Origin of the sequence: Bradyrhizobium neotropicale (assembly GCF_001641695.1) — a bacterium.
In the GTDB taxonomy this organism is placed as follows: domain Bacteria; phylum Pseudomonadota; class Alphaproteobacteria; order Rhizobiales; family Xanthobacteraceae; genus Bradyrhizobium; species Bradyrhizobium neotropicale.
On record NZ_LSEF01000052.1, the window covers coordinates 1 to 16,378 of the forward strand.

Annotated in this window: 16 protein-coding genes and 1 tRNA gene; 10 read left to right on the top strand and 7 right to left on the bottom strand. The window is 65.0% G+C overall.

Going from position 1 to position 16,378, the window contains the following annotated elements; genetic code table 11:
- Window positions 1-123: 123 nt before the first annotated feature.
- Window positions 124-1,158 (top strand): IS110 family RNA-guided transposase, encoded by a 1,035-nt coding sequence (locus AXW67_RS17120; protein ID WP_063678329.1) that lies wholly within the window; start codon window positions 124-126, stop codon window positions 1,156-1,158.
- 414 nt (window positions 1,159-1,572) lie between these two features.
- On the opposite strand, the gene AXW67_RS41945 is transcribed toward AXW67_RS17120, so the two are convergent.
- Complete coding sequence (locus AXW67_RS41945; RefSeq protein ID WP_057855957.1) at window positions 1,573-1,755, bottom strand: hypothetical protein; 183 nt, start codon at window positions 1,753-1,755, stop codon at window positions 1,573-1,575.
- 576 nt (window positions 1,756-2,331) lie between these two features.
- A complete protein-coding gene (locus AXW67_RS41950; protein WP_430648720.1) occupies window positions 2,332-2,481 on the bottom strand; it encodes a C13 family peptidase in 150 nt (49 codons plus the stop codon).
- A 914-nt stretch (window positions 2,482-3,395) separates the two neighbouring features.
- Between AXW67_RS41950 and tenA the strand changes: the two genes are divergently transcribed.
- The gene (tenA, locus tag AXW67_RS17140) at window positions 3,396-4,070 is read left to right on the top strand and encodes a thiaminase II (RefSeq protein WP_063678823.1); all 675 of its coding nucleotides are present in this window, start codon (window positions 3,396-3,398) and stop codon (window positions 4,068-4,070) included.
- 224 nt (window positions 4,071-4,294) lie between these two features.
- Here the strand turns inward: tenA and AXW67_RS17145 are convergent.
- Window positions 4,295-4,370: transfer RNA gene (locus AXW67_RS17145), tRNA-Ile, on the bottom strand.
- A 310-nt stretch (window positions 4,371-4,680) separates the two neighbouring features.
- Window positions 4,681-5,658 carry a Bug family tripartite tricarboxylate transporter substrate binding protein gene (locus tag AXW67_RS17150; RefSeq protein ID WP_063678902.1) on the bottom strand — a complete coding sequence of 326 codons (978 nt, stop codon included), beginning with the start codon at window positions 5,656-5,658 and terminating at the stop codon, window positions 4,681-4,683.
- A gap of 106 nt (window positions 5,659-5,764) precedes the next feature.
- Between AXW67_RS17150 and AXW67_RS17155 the strand changes: the two genes are divergently transcribed.
- Window positions 5,765-6,730 (top strand): TAXI family TRAP transporter solute-binding subunit, encoded by a 966-nt coding sequence (locus AXW67_RS17155; protein ID WP_063678824.1) that lies wholly within the window; start codon window positions 5,765-5,767, stop codon window positions 6,728-6,730.
- A 126-nt stretch (window positions 6,731-6,856) separates the two neighbouring features.
- Here the strand turns inward: AXW67_RS17155 and AXW67_RS17160 are convergent, their stop codons facing one another.
- Window positions 6,857-8,071 (bottom strand): ABC transporter substrate-binding protein, encoded by a 1,215-nt coding sequence (locus tag AXW67_RS17160; protein ID WP_063678825.1) that lies wholly within the window; start codon window positions 8,069-8,071, stop codon window positions 6,857-6,859.
- Window positions 8,072-8,175: 104 nt separating this feature from the next.
- Entirely contained in the window at window positions 8,176-9,069 is an 894-nt protein-coding gene (locus AXW67_RS17165) for a substrate-binding domain-containing protein (RefSeq protein WP_063678826.1), read from the bottom strand.
- An 87-nt stretch (window positions 9,070-9,156) separates the two neighbouring features.
- Between AXW67_RS17165 and AXW67_RS17170 the strand changes: the two genes are divergently transcribed.
- Genes AXW67_RS17170 through AXW67_RS17195 form a run of 6 tightly spaced genes read left to right on the top strand, consistent with a single transcriptional unit; the run spans window position 9,157 to window position 15,725 of the window.
- Window positions 9,157-9,849 (top strand): ABC transporter permease, encoded by a 693-nt coding sequence (locus AXW67_RS17170; RefSeq protein ID WP_027552806.1) that lies wholly within the window; start codon window positions 9,157-9,159, stop codon window positions 9,847-9,849.
- Between the two features lie 2 nt (window positions 9,850-9,851).
- The gene (locus tag AXW67_RS17175) at window positions 9,852-10,574 is read left to right on the top strand and encodes an ABC transporter ATP-binding protein (RefSeq protein WP_145927688.1); all 723 of its coding nucleotides are present in this window, start codon (window positions 9,852-9,854) and stop codon (window positions 10,572-10,574) included.
- Between the two features lie 15 nt (window positions 10,575-10,589).
- Entirely contained in the window at window positions 10,590-11,423 is an 834-nt protein-coding gene (locus tag AXW67_RS17180; RefSeq protein WP_027552808.1) for an ABC transporter substrate-binding protein, read from the top strand.
- Between the two features lie 54 nt (window positions 11,424-11,477).
- The gene (locus AXW67_RS17185) at window positions 11,478-12,584 is read left to right on the top strand and encodes a molybdopterin-binding protein (RefSeq protein WP_063678828.1); all 1,107 of its coding nucleotides are present in this window, start codon (window positions 11,478-11,480) and stop codon (window positions 12,582-12,584) included.
- A gap of 1 nt (window position 12,585) precedes the next feature.
- Window positions 12,586-14,547: a molybdopterin biosynthesis protein gene (locus tag AXW67_RS17190; RefSeq protein ID WP_145927672.1), complete on the top strand. Its 1,962-nt coding sequence runs from the start codon at window positions 12,586-12,588 to the stop codon at window positions 14,545-14,547.
- A 47-nt stretch (window positions 14,548-14,594) separates the two neighbouring features.
- Entirely contained in the window at window positions 14,595-15,725 is a 1,131-nt protein-coding gene (locus tag AXW67_RS17195) for an FAD-dependent monooxygenase (protein ID WP_063678829.1), read from the top strand.
- Here AXW67_RS17195 and AXW67_RS17200 read toward each other — a convergent pair.
- A complete protein-coding gene (locus AXW67_RS17200) occupies window positions 15,692-15,964 on the bottom strand; it encodes a hypothetical protein (RefSeq protein WP_063678904.1) in 273 nt (90 codons plus the stop codon). The two genes, AXW67_RS17195 and AXW67_RS17200, sit on opposite strands and share 34 nt — an antisense overlap.
- Window positions 15,965-16,081: 117 nt before the next feature.
- On the opposite strand from AXW67_RS17200, the gene AXW67_RS17205 reads away from it, so the two are divergent.
- Entirely contained in the window at window positions 16,082-16,375 is a 294-nt protein-coding gene (locus tag AXW67_RS17205; protein WP_082907924.1) for a hypothetical protein, read from the top strand.
- Window positions 16,376-16,378 lie beyond the last annotated feature (3 nt).

The following is a 16,378-nucleotide window of genomic DNA, read 5'->3' on the forward strand; positions in this document are numbered from 1 at the left end:
ATAGATGGGGTAATCGGCCGATCCAGCTTGTGGATAGCTGAAGATTTTAGGTGCTGCGCTTCAGGCTGATGGTGAAACGAGGTCCGTGGTGACGGCCTCAAGCATCAGAAGGAGAAGCGCAGCATGGACCATTTTGCCGGACTGGACGTATCGGTCAAGGAGACGAGTGTCTGTATTTTGGATGACACGGGCAAGATCTTGAAGGAAGTGAAGGTGGCGAGCGAGCCTCAAGCACTTCTGAAGGTTCTGGGGAATCCCGCCTACCGCTTCAAGCGGATCGGACTGGAAGCCGGACCGTTATCGCAATGGCTATTCAGCGCTCTCGCCGAAGCCGGATTACCAGTGATCTGTGTGGAGACGCGGCACATGCAGGCGGTGTTGAAGGCGCAGATCAACAAGACCGATCGCAATGACGCGCGCGGCATCGCTCAGATGATGCGGGTGGGAGTGTACCGCCCGGTGCATGTAAAGACGCTACGCAGCCAGAAACTGCGTATGCTGCTGACCCATCGTAAGCTATTGCAGTCGAAGGCCATCGCCATCGAGAACGATCTGCGCGGGACTTTGCGTAACTTCGGCCTCAAGGTGGGCATGGTCGGAACGGTGAGGTTCGAGGCCCGCATCCAGGAGCTTGTCGAGACTATTCCCGACCTGGTGGTGCTGGTGGAACCGATGCTCGTTGTGCGGCGGGCGCTGCGCGAACAGATCGTCATCCTGCACCGCCGCTTGCTGGCAATCGTGCGAGACGACGAGGTGTGCCGGCGCCTGATGACGACCCCCGGTATCGGCCCGGTGGTGGCGCTGACCTATCGCGCGACTGTCGATGTGCCAGCCCGATTCCGAAAGTCCAAGTCAGTCGGGGCAGTATTTGGGCTGACGAGCTCCAGGTATCAATCAGGCGAGATCGATTGGAGCGGTAGGATATCGCGCTGTGGCGATGAGATGATGCGGACGATGCTCTACGAAGCAGCGCAGAGCATGTTGCATTCGAAGAAATGGTCATGGCTTAAAGCCTGGGCCATGCAGATCGCCAGGCGCCGTGGAATGAAGAGGGCGATCGTCGCCCTGGCCCGCCGGCTGGCCGTCATCATGCACCGCATATGGATTGATGGCACCGAGTTCCGGTGGACCCGGGAGCCGGCCACGGCAGCAGCATGAAAGCCGTTCAGGATCAAACCCGATAAGGAGAAAAATCGAGATCCACCCAGCAGTGGAAAGATGTCCCTCGCGGGACGATGGATGAGGTGAGTTCGCGAGTCCGCTTGAACCTGCCGTTCAAACTGACGACAAGGCCGCGGTATAGATTGTTCCACCTCATCCTCGAATCCCATGATGGAAGGGCCCTGGTGCCGATTCCGAAGAGAAGCGCGAGCCCGTGAGCGACATCGACACTGCAGTGGCGGACAGTCTGAAAGTGCTTGACCTCAAACGGCCGATTAGAGAAGCGGACTAGATTTGCTCACCCTGAGTTCTTCGCATTTTGATCCATCTGCGACATTGGGCAGCACTCAAGAAAGTGCACGATCTCACTTGATCGGCGGAATGGTTCGCCCAGGCGGCGATGTCCTGAGCCTACGCGCTTATGTTCAACTGCCGCAGCACGTCAGCGATGAGTTGCTTCACGTCCTGATGGCCACCATTGTTGAAAGTGATGCGCGTGCCTTGTCCGTCCGGCAGTGGCGTGGCGGTCACAATCCTATCCGTGTTGATGACGATGGGCTGATCGTCCGGTTGCGTGAACTGCACGAATGCCATGAAAGATCGATCCTGCTGCCTGTTGGGCCCGCGAGCCGCGCGCGGCGCCCCGAAACCTGCGACGCGCGGGCGTCAAGGTCAAGCCTGTGTACCGAAAACGTAAAGGCGAGGCGATTCAAATGGCTTGCGGCATGCGACTGGTAGGGCCGTGTGTAGGTCGCTTCGATCGTCCGCCGGCCCGTGATCGCGGGGTCGCGGAGCTCAAGGATTGTCGAATCCTGCGACGGCAACGTTGTCAAGACCTCGCGCAGATCGCTTTGCTTTGGCAGCCTCGTGCTTTCCTGCCACTGCGCAGCGGCCGCGAGCGCACCCATGGCCTTGACCGACTGAAGTTCCTTCCGCGACCGCGGCCAGGAAATTGCCGTTGCGGACGACCTTGACCACGCCTGGCATCTTCTCGACAGGGGAGGTGTCGCAGTCTTTCATCTGCGCGCCATAGCTCGGCGGTCGCACCACGCGCGCATGTAGCATGCCGGGCAGCCGCATATCCTGCACATAGGCCGCGCCGCCCGTCACCTTGGCGGGAATGTCGACCCGCGGTATCGGCCGCCATCACCTTAAAGGTCATCGGATCCTTCAGGCTTGAACTCGGCTGGCCTTGTCCGGGCAGCCGAACGATGGATGGTCGGCGTCGGCCGCAGTGATGACCAGCAGATAGGGGTTCGCGAGACGGGGGACAAAGACGCCGGAATAGCAGGCCGAGATGACCACCACCTTGTGTCGCACGCCCGTCCTTGCCAGTATGTCGGCGAGACGAGATGGCGTGAGCGTTTGCGTGAGCCGTCCTGCCTTGATGGCAAGGTCGGCGCGGGAGCCGAGCGTCTTGCAGCATCGTTATGTGCTGGAGGTAAAGGTCGGCTGATCCAGCCGTATCTTGGCGCACCCGACATGATTCGAACGTGTGACCTTGCCCTCGGTGGGCAGGGGTCCTCGAAAGTGGTGCGACCCGTTTAGAAATGTGGGCCGACCAATCCGGCCGCTGCTTCCGGCGGCCTCGCCACAGCGCGTTTTCTTACTCTAGGGGCGCCGAATATTCGATGGTTCAGGTCATGGGTTTGACCTTGGGATCGACGGGCCGTTGGCGTCCAAAGATGCCCAGTGTGGCTCTTGTTTGAGCCCTCAACGTACCGGACGCAGGAACTGGTCGCATGTTTTCGATCGAAGATAGGATATGGGACGGTCGGCGGACGTCGGTATCGCTCACCGTCGATCGGATGCGCGGTCAAAGCCAAGGAGCCTTCCGACAGGTTCGCACGAACGGGGAGGTGGGGCTTGGGATGATCTGAAAGCGTCACCTCTTCAAAGATAATTTTGGCTTCGAAATGCACCTAATTTCTTCGCCCATCTCGGTAAGTCATTGAAATCGCGGCAAATGCGACCGCCCTCCGAGCGCACCATAAGCCCACAACGCAGTACGTTGTCGGGGCGGCCTCTACGCTGGGGATCGGGATAGGGCATGTACTTTCTGTTGGTGATAACGAGAGAACGCAAGTCGGTCTCGACAAATCCTAGCGAGCAACGGCAGGCGATTTCGGTGCCGGCTGATCGCGGCGACGTGTAGTGATCAACCTCCGCCCGGTTCGCTACGCTATCGGCAGCGAGCCAGAGACGTTCATGGGAAAGCAAGCCGGGGAAAAATCGTGGGTTTCTTCGAGCGTCTAAAGATAGAAGCATCCGGCGAGTGGCGGGCCTATACAGAGCATCCCTTCACGAGCGGGCTGGCGGACGGCTCGCTTCCCGAAGCGGCGTTTCGTCACTACCTCGCTCAAGACTATCTATTCCTTGTCGAGTTTGCTCGCGCTTACGCGCTCTTGGTCTACAAGTCGCCCAAACTTGCCGACATGCGTGAAGCGGCGGCCGGCCTCTCGGCTATTCTTGACGTCGAGATGAACCTGCATGTGAAGCTCTGTGCCGGTTGGGGTCTTTCCGCGAGCGACCTTGAGCAAACCTCTCCCGCCGTCGAGATGCTGGCCTACACACGCTACGTGCTCGACTCGGGAATGCGCGGTGATCTGCTGGCACTCAAGGTGGCACTTGCCCCCTGCGTGATCGGCTACGCGGAGATCGCAACGCGGCTCGCCTCGCGCCCCGATGCGAACGCTGCGAAAAACCCCTATCGCGTTTGGATCGCCGAGTACGCCGGCGTGCCATACCAAGAGGTCGCGATGAAAGCACGCGCGCACCTGGAGCATCTCGCCAATCTCTACGCTACGCCGGCCCGCGAGGCGGAGCTGATTGCGATCTTCAAGGAAGCCACCCGACTCGAGGCGGACTTCTGGGAGATGGGCTGGCGCGCGGGCCAGCTTGTTGAATAGCCCTCGGCAATTGTCAGGCTCTTGATCAGCGGCTCTGTCGGAGCATCTCCAATCGATGGGTGGGCGACGATTACATTCACCGCCGCCAAAGTCGGTCTGGCGCCATCGAGCGGATTTGCGGCGCACGAACTTGCGTACGAACGAAAAGCGGACGTATCTGGTGCGGCTTCTGGTGCGGCGGTCGCGCTGCAGGCAACAAGAACGAAGTAAGCTATTGATCATGTTGGTGGGCCCGGCAGGACTCGAACCTGCAACCAGACCGTTATGAGCGGCCGGCTCTAACCATTGAGCTACAGGCCCCGCCGCGAGGCGGCCGCGACAGGCGCGGCCGGCAACGGTGCGCCGTCCGTTTACAGGGCCTGAGGCGGGGGTGCAATGCCGGGTCCCTGGTCGACCGAAGGGCAGGCGCCGCTCCGGAAGCGGTGGCCGCGGGGGCGTTTGCGGATGGCTGGCGATCCTGCATTTGTGCCGGTGTTTTGCCCGACATGTCAAATGCCACGCGGCCGCTCGCATCCGTTCGGCCGCCCCCGGTTCTACTTTGCATGGGGTTGTTTTCGATATTTTTGGTGGAAGCCGGCCGCGACGCGCGCGGCCGGCAGGAGTGCCGCCCCTAATCCACCGAAACGCCGGCGAATTCGACCACCTTGCGCCACTTCTCGGTCTCGTCGGAGACCAGCTTGCCGAACTCGGCCGGCGTCATCGGCTTGGCGATGCCGCCGGTCTCGGCAAGGCGCGCCACCAGCTTCGGGTCCTTCAAGGCTTCGCCGACGGCCTTGTTGAGGATCTCGATGACCTCAGGCGGCGTGCCCTTCGGGGCGGAGATGCCGTAGAAGCCGACCGATTCGAATCCCGGCACGGTCTCCGCGATCGCGGGCACGTCGGGCACGCTCGGCCAGCGCTGCGGCGAGGTCACCCCTAACGCACGGACGCTGCCGCCGCGCGCCTGCTCCAGCGCGGACGGCAGATTGTCGAAGATGAGCTGCACCTTGTTGGAGATGATGTCGGGGAAGGCGATCGCCGAGCCGCGATAGGGCACGTGCACCATGTCGCACTTGGTCATCACCTTGAACAGCTCCGCCGACATGTGCACCGAGGTGCCGTTGCCCGATGATGCGAACGAGATCTTGCCGGGATTGGCCTTGCAGTAGTCGACGAACTCCTGAACGGTCTTGGCGGGAAACGCGTTGGAGACGACCAGCATGTTGGTGAGCTGCATGATGCTCGCGACCGGCACGGTGTCGCGCACGAAATCGAACGGCAGCTTCTTGTAGAGCGAGGTCGAGATCGCGTTATTGGGCGCGACGAACAGCAGCGTGTAGCCGTCCGCGGGCGAATTGATCGCGGCGGCGGCCGCGATGTTGCCGCCGGAGCCGGTGCGGTTCTCGACGATGAATTGCTGGCCGAGATGGTCCGACAGCCACTGCGCCATGATCCGCGCCACGATGTCGACCGGACCGCCGGCGGCGAAGCCGATCAGCCAGTGCACGGGGCGGTTGGGATAGTCGGCGGCGGTGGCGGGAGGTGCAGCGCTGAAAAGGCCTGAAAGTAATACGAGACCGAAAACACCGTTACGTAAGATTCGCAGCATGAAGCCTCCCATTGCTTTATTGTCGTTGCGTGCATGCTTTCATAAAATGCGCTCCCTGCCTACATCGTCTCAAGTTGATGTTGACGCAGGCGGAGCCGGAACCAGCATGAAATTCGCTTCATCCATCCTTCTCGGCGCGGCGCTGCTCGTCAGCCCCGCTGCGGCCCAAACCGGAGACAAGGCCATTTCGACCACGACGATCAGCCTCGGCACCGCGACGCCGGGCGGCGGCTTTCCGCTCTATGGCAACGCCTTCGCGGAGGTGATGAATGCGGCCGATCCGCAAGCCTCCATCGCCCCGCGCAACACCAAGGGCAGCAACGAGAACATTCCGCTGCTGGAGAAGGGCGAGCTCGATCTGGCTCTGGTCGCGGGCGAGCCGGCCTATGAGGCCTTCGCCGGCATCGGCCGCGCGCCGGTGCGGCTCAAGATTCTCACCGCGATCTATTCCAATCCCGGCATGTTCGTGGTGCGGGCCGACAGTCCGTACAAGACCATTCACGATCTCGTCGGCCAGCCGGTCGCGTTCGGCGCCAAGGGCTCGGGCCTGCCGATCCTGGCGCGCTACGTGCTGGATGGGCTCGGCCTGAAGCAGGACGAGGATTTCAAGGCTATCTATCTCGATCGCGCCGGCGATGGCCCTGCGATGGTCGAGGACGGCCGCGTCGCTGCGCTCTGGGGCGCGGGCATCGGCTGGCCCGGTTTTGCCGCGGTCGCATCGAGTGCATCCGGCGCGCGCTTCATCGCGCCGAATAGTGACGAGATCGCGCGCATCCGCGCCAAGCATTCCTTCCTGAAAACGCTGACCGTGCCGGCCGGCAGCTATCCGAAGCAGAGCGAGCCGATCGCCTCGCTCGGCTCCTGGAGTTTCGTGCTGACGCGCGAGGACCTGCCTGACGATGTCGCCTATCGGCTGGCGAAGACGCTGCATGGTGCGGAAGCAACGTTCTGCAAGAAGCTCGCGCAGGCCTGCGAGACCACCGCCGCGAACACCGTCGCCGCGGCGCCGAGGCCGGACCTGATTCATCCCGGTGTGATGAAGTATTTCCGAGAGACCGGGGTGGTGAAATAGCGGCGCGGCTGCACGCCACAAGTCGTCATGGCCGGGCTTGTCCCGGGCATCCACGTCTTGCAGCGGTTGCGGAAGCGCGTGGATGGCNNNCCCGGCCATGACGCTGCTGCTAGGTTCGGTCGCTGATCACTTCTTCACCAGCGGACACGCCAGGTCCGGCGGCCCGAACGCCTTGTCGCCCGAAATGGTGGTGAGGATCTTGTAATAGTCCCACGGATATTTGCTCTCCTCCGGCGACTTCACCTGCACCAGCCAGAGGTCGTGCACCATCAGATTGTCCTCGCGCAGCTTGCCGTTGCGCGCGAAGAAATCCTCGATCGGCTTCTCGCGCATCTTGGCCGCGACCTTCAGCGGATCGTCGGTGCCGGTCTCCTTGATGGCGTCGAGATAGTGCATCACGCTGGAATAGACGCCGGCCTGCCACATCGTCGGCATCTGCTTCATCTTGGCGAAGTAGCGCTTCGACCATTCGCGGGTCTTGTCGTCCATGTCCCAGTAGAAGGACGTGGTCAGCAACAGGCCCTGCGCCGCCTGCAGGCCGATGCCGTGGATGTCGGTGATGAGCGCAAGCAGCGCCGCCATCTGCTGGCCGCCCTTGAACACGCCGAACTCGGAGCCGGTCTTGATCTCGTTCATGTTGTTCGGCGGGCCGGCGGCGATGCCGATGATCTTGGCCTTGGAAGCCTGCGCCTGCAGCACGAAGGAGGAGAGGTCGGGGGTCGCCAGCGGCGGCCGCACCGAACCCAGCACCTTGCCGCCATTGGCTGTCACGACGCTCGAGGCGTCGCGCTCCAGCGAATGACCGAAGGCATAGTCGTCGGTGATGAAGAACCAGCTGTCGCCGCCGCGCTTGACCACCGCATCCGCGGTGCCGACGGCGAGCGCGCGGGTGTCGAACACCCACTGGATCGCATAGGGCGAACAGAACTTGCCGTGGAAGTCGGCGGTGCCGGTGGAGTGGGTGATGAACAGCCGCTTCTTCTCATTGGCGATGTTCTGCACCGCAAGCCCGACCGCGGAGACCGGCACGTCGACGATCAGGTCGACCTGGTCGACGTCGTACCAGCGCCGCGCGAGCGCCGCGCCGATGTCGGCCTTGAGCTGGTGGTCGCCGACGACGATGCTGATCGGCTTGCCGAGCACCTTGCCGCCGAAATCGTCGATCGCCATCTGCGCCGCCGTCACCGAGCCCTGGCCGGTCGGCGCCGAGGCCGGACCGTTCATGTCGGTGAGCACGCCGATCTTGACCACATCGTCGGACACCTGCGCCGTCGCCGCGCCGCCCATCAGCGCCGCCGCGAAGGCGGCCGCGACCGGCAGTCCAAATCTGATTGGATTCACGCTTGTCCTCCCTCATCCGGCTCGTTGGCCGCTCATTGCCTTGCACCGGGTATGGCCCGGCTGAATTGGTTTCTTTTGCAACTGTTTGGGGGCGGGCGTCAACGTCAGGCGGCGAAGCGGATCTGTCCCGCCGGCGAGGGGTCGTAGCCGGTCAGCTCCTCGGCGCGCTGCCGCAGCCGCCTTTCGCCGAGGAAGCGGATCAGGGCCTGCATCGGAGGCAGGAAATAGCTGCGCTGCCGCATCGCGAGATCGAAATTTTCCCAGACCAGCGGCACGAAATCGAGGCCGGCGGAGCGCGCCGCGGCGCGGCTCGCCACACCGCAATCGGCATGGCCGGCGCGGATCGCGGCCGCAAGGTCCGGGCCGGTGAGGCACGGCGTCTCCAGCCGGCGCAGCTCCTTGGGCGAGGCTCCGGCGCGCTTCAGGAGCACGTCGAGCAGCATCTGCGCGCCTGCGCCCTCTTGCCGCACCGCCATCTTGGCGCCAAGCGCCAGTACCTCGGACAGATTGTGCAGCCGCTTGGGATTGCCCGCCGGCAGGACCAAGCCCTGCTCGCGGCGCACCAGCCCGACCAGCACGGCATCATGCAGGTCGGTCGCCGCCCGCAGCGCCGCGACGTTGGCGTCGCCCGCGAGATTGTCGGAGGCATCCAGGCTGTGAAAATGCACCGCCGCGGCGATCACCTCGTTGCGTTGCAAACGTTCGAGCCCGCGGCCGGTGCCTTCGTTCAGGGAAGCGAGCCCGGAGCCGGATTCGCGCAGGCCCCATTCCAGGAGGTCGTCCTGGCTGCCGCCCATGATCGGCGGCGGCTCGGCGGCAATCATGCCGGCAGGCCGCGCCAGCCCGGACAGCACCCAAAGGTCGAGCTCATGCCGGGGAAACAGCCACTTCCCGGTCACCTTGCTGCAGGGGATCGCGCCGGTGGTGACGAGCTCATAGAGCTTGCGCTCCCCAAGCCGGAGGTAATCGGCGGCTTCGCTGGTCGTCAGGAAGTCCATTCTGCATTCCTAAGCAAATTCTTGATTCTTTTTTGGCATTTGACGCAGGCTGGAATTTCTGCAGATCAATATGGGTCCGGTGGAACCATGCCCGATCATCTCAGTGCTTTGCAACTCATCCTCGCCGGCGATCCTGCGCTGTTCGCGATCGTACGGCTCTCACTTGGCGTGAGCATTGCGGCCGTCGCGCTGGCGGCGGCCGTTGGCATGCCAATGGGTGCGTTACTGGCGCTCACGCACTTTCCGGGGCGGCCGGTCCTGGTCGTGCTGCTCAATGCGATGATGGGCCTGCCGCCGGTCGTGGTCGGCCTCGCGCTCTATCTCCTGCTATCGCGCTCGGGGCCGCTCGGCACCTTCGGCATCCTGTTCACCCCGGCGGCGATGGTGGTGGCGCAGACCGTGCTGATCTTCCCAATCATCGCCGCGCTGACGCGGCAGACCATCGAGGACCTCTGGGCCGAATACCGCGATGAGCTCAACGCCATGCATGTCGGACCGATCGGCCGCATGACGACCCTGCTCTGGGACGCGCGCTTCAGCCTCATCACCGCGCTCCTCGCCGGTTTCGGCCGTGCTGCGGCGGAGGTCGGCGCGGTCATGATCGTCGGCGGTAATATCGACGGCTTTACCCGCACGATGACGACCACGGTGGCGCTCGAGACATCCAAGGGCAACCTGCCGCTCGCGATGGGGCTGGGCGCGATCCTGATCGTGCTGGTGCTCGCCATCAATGCAGCCGCCTGGGGCACGCGCATCTGGTCGCAACGGTTGACGGGATGACCATGCGCGCGCCGGAGAGCGATCTTCCCCTGGTTCTCGATGGCGTCTCGCTTAAGGCCGGCGCGACGACGCTTCTGCGCGACATCAGCCTGACGATTGCGCCGGGCGTGCCGTGCCTGATCGTCGGTCCGAACGGGTCCGGCAAGACCAGCCTGCTGCGGCTCTGCATGGGACTGACCGCGCCGACAGGCGGCCGCATCACCTGGGGCGGTCGCACCGATCCGGCACCGACGCGCCGCGCCTTCGTGTTTCAGCGGCCCGTGATGTTGCGGCGCGCCGCATCGGGCAACGTGACCTACGCGCTCGCGCAGGCCGGCACGCCGCGGTGGCAGCGCGCCCCGCGCGCGAAGGCTTTGCTGCAACGCGTCGGACTTGCCGATCTCGCGCATCGCCCGGCGCGGCTTCTGTCCGGCGGGGAGCAGCAGCGGCTGGCGCTGGCACGTGCGCTGGCGCGCGATCCCGAGATCCTGCTGCTGGACGAGCCGACCGCGAATCTCGACCCCGCCGCGACACGCGCGGTGGAAGAGATTGTCATGAGTGCGGCGCAATCGGGCATCAAGATCGTGATGGCGTCGCACGATCTCGGCCAGGTGCGGCGGCTTGTGGGCGAGGTGATCTTCCTCGCGCGGGGGACGCTGTGCGAACGGGCCGCGACCAACGACTTCCTCGATCATCCGTCGACGGCGGAGGCACGAGCTTTCCTGCGCGGCGATCTCGTGGTTTGAAATCGGAGCACACTTATGGCCTTTCGCCGCCTGTCCGTCGCACTCGCGCTTCTCGGCAGCCTTGCCGCGAGCATTGCGACGTCATCCGCCGAGGACCGCTCGATCGTCGTCGCTTCGACGACGTCGACGCAGGATTCCGGCCTGTTCGGCTACCTCCTGCCGATCTTCAAGGCCAAGACCGGCATCGACGTGAAGGTGATCGCGCAGGGCACCGGACAGGCGCTCGACACGGCGCGCCGGGGCGATGCCGACGTCGTCTTCGTGCACGCCAAGCCGCAGGAGGAGCGGTTCGTCGCCGACGGATTCGGCGTGAAGCGGTTCGACGTGATGTACAACGATTTCGTGCTGATCGGGCCGAAGAGCGATCCCGCCGGCGTGAAGGGCAAGGACATCGTCACCGCGCTGAAGGCGATCGAGGCCAAGGGTGCCCCCTTCGTCTCGCGCGGCGACCGCTCCGGCACCCATGCCGCGGAGCTCGCGCTCTGGATCGTTGCCGGCATCGACATCGCCAGTGCCAAGGGCGCCTGGTATCGCGAGATCGGGCAGGGCATGGGCGCGGCGCTCAACACCGCGAGCGCGATGAACGCTTACGTGCTGTCCGACCGCGGCACCTGGATCTCCTTCAAGAACCGCGGCGATCTCGACATCGTCGTCGAGGGCGACAAGCGGCTGTTCAACCAGTACGGCGTGATGCTGGTGAACCCGGAGAAGCATCCGGGCGTGAAGAAGGAGCTGGGGCAGACCTTCGTCGACTGGCTGATCTCGCCGGAGGGCCAGTCCGCAATCGCCGGCTACAAGATCGACGGCCAGCAATTGTTCTTTCCCAACGCGGACAAGAGCGGCGGCTGACCTCGCTGACGGGAGCGGTTGCCAAACCGCTCGATGCGTGGTCCATCATGGCGCATGACCCAGCGCCTGCCGCCATCGCTCACGCCGCTCGACGCTGCGCTCGCCGCGCTGCTGGATGGGCTCGAGCCGATCGCGCCGATCGAATTGCCGCTGGCCGAGGCGGCCGGCTGCATTGCGGCGGCAACGCCGCTGCTCACGACCTATCCGCCTCGTGACGTTGCCGCCGCAGACGGCTGGGCGCTGTCTGCGAACGATCTCGTCGGCGCCTCCTCCTATTCGCCGCTGCCTCTGGCGAAAGCACCGCACTGGGTGGAGGCCGGCGATGCGATGCCGCAAGGGCGTGACTGCGTGCTCGATGCCGATGCGGTCGACGCATCGGGGCCGCTTGTCCAGGTGTTGGCGGAAGGACTGCCGGGACAGGGCGTCAGGCGCGCCGGACGCGATGTCACCGAGCGTACATCTGCCGGCGCTGAGGGCGCTCCGATCGGTGCGGTCGATCTCCTGCTCGCGCGCGTCGCAGGCGTAGACAGGTTGAGTGTGCGGCGGCCGCGGCTGCGCATCGTCAATGTGCCCGGCGCAACAGTGACGATGCACATGATCGCCGACGTTGCGCGCGCTGCGGGACTGCATGTGAGCAGCCATGAGGCCCGCGCGCGCGATGACGCATCGATCGGCGATGCGCTCGATGCGTCGGTCGGTGATCTCGTCGTGACGATCGGCGGCAGCGGCGTCGGTCGCCGGGACGCGGCCGTTGCGGCGCTCGCTCAACGCGGTAACGTGATCGCCCATGGTCTTGCGCTCCAGCCGGGACGCACTGCCGCGGTCGGACGCCTCGGAAGAGTTCCCGTCGTCGCCTTGCCCGGCGCCCCCGATCAAGCGCTGGCGGCATGGCTCGCGCTCGGGCTTCCGATCATTGACCGATTGTCGGCGCGGCAACCGCGCCGGTCGGTGACCCTGCCGCTCGCCCGCAAGATCGCATCCAGTGTCGGCGTCGCCGAACTTGCGCTGCTGGCGGACGAGCAGGGCGCGTGGATGCCGCTCGCGGTCGGTGAATGGCCGCTGCGCGCGATCGCGGGCGCGGATGCATGGCTGCTCATTCCCGGCAGCAGCGAGGGATTTGCGGCGGGCACGCCGGTCGATGCCTATCTGATGCGCGAATGACATGGGTTCCGACATGACCGGCATTTCGCAGCCGCAAGATCGCAGCGCGCTCGAGCAGGAACAGTTCCTCAAGATCCTGTCGCGCGAGGACGCGCTGGCGCGCTTTGAAGCTGCGCTGTTCCCGCGCCCGATCCCGCGCGAGACGCGCAAGCTTGCCGACGCGCTCGGCGCGGCCCTGGCCGAAGACGTCGTGGCTCCGATCGACGTGCCGCCGTTCGACCGATCCAATGTCGATGGCTTCGCCGTGCGCTCGGCGGACCTTGGTGCGGCGAGCGAGGGCGCAGCGGTGCGCCTCGTACTGAACGGTGAGACCATCCATTGCGGCACTGCGCCGACATTGCAGGTCGCGGGAGGAACCGCGACGCCGATCGCCACCGGCGGTCCGCTGCCGCGCGGCGCAGATGCCGTTGTCATGGTCGAGCATACGGAACCGGCCGCATCCGGCGCGATCGATGTCCGTCGCGCCGCTTCGCCGGGACAGTTCATATCCTATGCCGGCTCCGACATTGCGCGCGGTGAGGCGCTGTTGCGCGCCGGCACGATCATCGGCTCGCGCGAGATCGGCATGCTGGCGGCCTGCGGCATCGCCGAGATCGCCGTCGCGCGCAAGCCGCGCGTCGCCGTCATCTCCACCGGCGACGAGCTCGTGCAGCCGGGGCAGCCGCTCGCGCCTGCCGCGATCTACGACACCAATGGCGCGATCGTCGCAGCCGCGATCGACGAGAACGGCGGCGAAGCGAGCTTCCTCGGCGCCGTTGCCGATGATGAGGCAAAACTCGAATCCGCGATGCGTCGCGCACTGACTGATGCCGACGTGCTGGTGCTGTCGGGCGGCACGTCGAAAGGGGCGGGCGATCTGTCCCATCGCATCATCGGCCGGCTCGGCAAGCCCGGCATCATTGCACATGGCGTGGCCCTGAAGCCGGGCAAGCCGCTGTGCCTCGCTGTGTGCGACGGCAAGCCGGTGGTGATCCTGCCGGGCTTTCCGACCTCGGCGATGTTTACCTTCCACGACATGATCGTGCCGGTGCTGCGGCGGATGGCAGGTCTGCCGCCGCGCTCCGATGCCAAGGTCAGCGCGACCGTGCCGGTGCGCATTGCCTCTGAACTTGGCCGCACCGAGTTCGTGATGGTCTCGCTGGTCGAGGGCAGGGACGGCTTGATCGCCTATCCCTCGGGCAAGGGCTCCGGGGCCATCACCTCCTTTGCGCAGGCCGACGGCTTCCTGCGTATCGACGCGCTCGCCGATCAGATGCCGGCCGGGACCGAAGCGGAGGTGACGCTGTTCACGCCGCATGTCCGGGTGCCAGATCTCGTCATCATCGGCAGCCATTGTACTGGCCTTGATCTCGTCACTGCGCCGTTGGCGCGCGCTGGGCTGGCGGTGCGTTCGATCGCGGTCGGCAGTCTCGGCGGGCTCGCGGCGGCGCGGCGGAGCGAATGCGATCTCGCACCGATCCATCTGTTCGACGATAGAAGCGGGACCTACAACACGCCTTATCTCGTTGAAGGCCTCGAGCTCGTGCCGGGTTGGCGGCGGATGCAGGGCATCGTGTTCCGGAAAGGCGATGCGCGCTTCGAGGGCCTCGGCGCGAAGGAGGCCGTCGCCGCGGCGCTCGCTGATCCCGCCTGCATCATGGTCAATCGTAACCAGGGCGCCGGCACGCGCATCCTGATCGACCGGCTGCTCGGCGGCGCGCGCCCGGAGGGTTACTGGAACCAGCCGCGCTCGCACAATGCCGTTGCCGCCGCCGTCGCGCAGCATCGCGCAGACTGGGGCATGACCATTGCGCCGGTCGCCCATGCGGTCGGCCTCGGTTTCATTCCGCTTGCGGAGGAGCATTATGACTTCGCGCTGGTGACGGCGCGCAAGCAGCGCCCGGCAGTGCAGGCTTTTCTCGACGCACTCGGCTCGGACGAGGCGCGTGCGGTACTGGAGCGGGCCGGATTCCGGCCCGCATAGATGACGACGCGGCGGTTCAAGTCGCGCGAGAGGGTTGGGGGGACGCGATGGCAAGGCCGCTTTCGGTTGCGATCGTCGGCGCAGGCATGGGCGGGCTTGCAACCGCTGCGGCGCTTCTGCGCGTCGGCATCGATGTCAGGGTTTACGAACAGGCCTCGCAGTTTGCCCGTATCGGTGCCGGCATCCAGGTCGGCTGCAACGCCATGAAGGTGTTGCGCGCGCTGGGGCTCGAGCAGCGGATGCGCAGCCAGTCGTTCTACCCGCGCTCCTGGAACAACCGCGACTGGCGCAGCGGCGACGTCAAGTTCGACATGATCTTCGGCGAGAGCGCGGAGCGGAGGTTCGGCGCGCCCTATCTGCTCGCCCACCGCGGCGATCTGCACGCGGCGCTGGCGAGCGTGGTCCCGGATGAATGCGTGAAGCTCAATCACAAGCTGGTCGCTCTCGACGAGACCGGCGATGGTATTCGCCTGAGTTTCGCTGATGGCACCAGCACGGTCGCCGATGCCGTGGTCGGCGCAGACGGTGTGCATTCGATGGTGCGCGACATCCTGTTCGATACCGCGCCGGTCCGGTTCACCGGCCGCATCGCCTATCGCACCACCTATCCGGCTGCGCTGCTCGGCGGAGAGAAGATCGACGACTGCACCAAATGGTGGGGCGAGGACCGCCACATCGTCATCTATTACGTGAAGCCCGATCGCAGCGAAGTCTATCTCGTCACCAGCCAGCCCGAGCCGGATTTCCGCATCGAATCCTGGTCAGCCAAGGGCGACGTGCGCGACCTGCGCGCTTCCTTCGAGGGCTTTCATCCGCAGGTCGCCCAGGTGCTCGATGCGTGCCCCGACGTCCACAAATGGGCGATCATGGACCGCGACGCGCTGGACCGCTGGTCCGACGGCAAGGTGACGCTGCTTGGCGATGCCTGCCATCCGATGACGCCCTACATGGCGCAAGGTGCGGCGATGGCGATCGAGGATGCCGCCGTGCTGTCACGCTGCCTCGACGGCGTCGACCGCGATGGCGTCGCGGATGCGTTCCGCCGCTTCGAGGCGACTCGCAAGGCGCGGACGACACGCGTGCAGGAGACCTCGCGCGCAAACATCTGGCTGAAAGAGCGGACCGATACGAGCTGGGTGTACGGCTACGACGCCTGGACGGTGCCGCTGGCGGCGTGATCCTGGGACGACTGGCGCGCGCTCTCTCGCTCCTCGGCTTCGGCGAGCGCGCGCTGCGCAGCAGGCGGCAGCGGCTTCGGGTCCGGAGGGACGTCGATGATCTCATCGCTGCCCGTTGCCGCCTGGCTCAGCCGTTTCGTGCGATCGATCGAAATCAAAAGATCCAACACGACCTTGATCACGAATTCGACCACTGCGAACAGGGCATTTATGAGGGCGTTCAAGAGAAGGTCAGCCATGTGGCGCATCCGCAGGTCGTCATTTCCCAATCAGGGGTCGCTGCCTGCCTCGATCCGGTTCAATGTCCCCATGAACTACGGCGGCCGCCGCTGCGACCAAGGGATGGGAGAACCTCCATGACCGCACCCCTGAATTTCCGCAAGATCGCCGCCCTCGTGGCAAGTGCCGGAACGCTGTTCTGGCTCTACACCTTCTATGCCATCGCCCATGTGCCGCCCGGTGACGGCACCGGCTTCGAATGGCTCGCCGTGTTCCCGCTCGGCACGATCTTCGGCCTGTTCTTCCTGCCGGCCTGGCTGCTGGCCGCAAGCGAGCGCCTGTCGCGCCTGTCCATCATGGTCGGGCTCTGCGGCCTGATCGCCTTCGCGGTCGTCTGGGCGCAGCTCCTCAACGAATTTCCCAAGTCGTAAGGC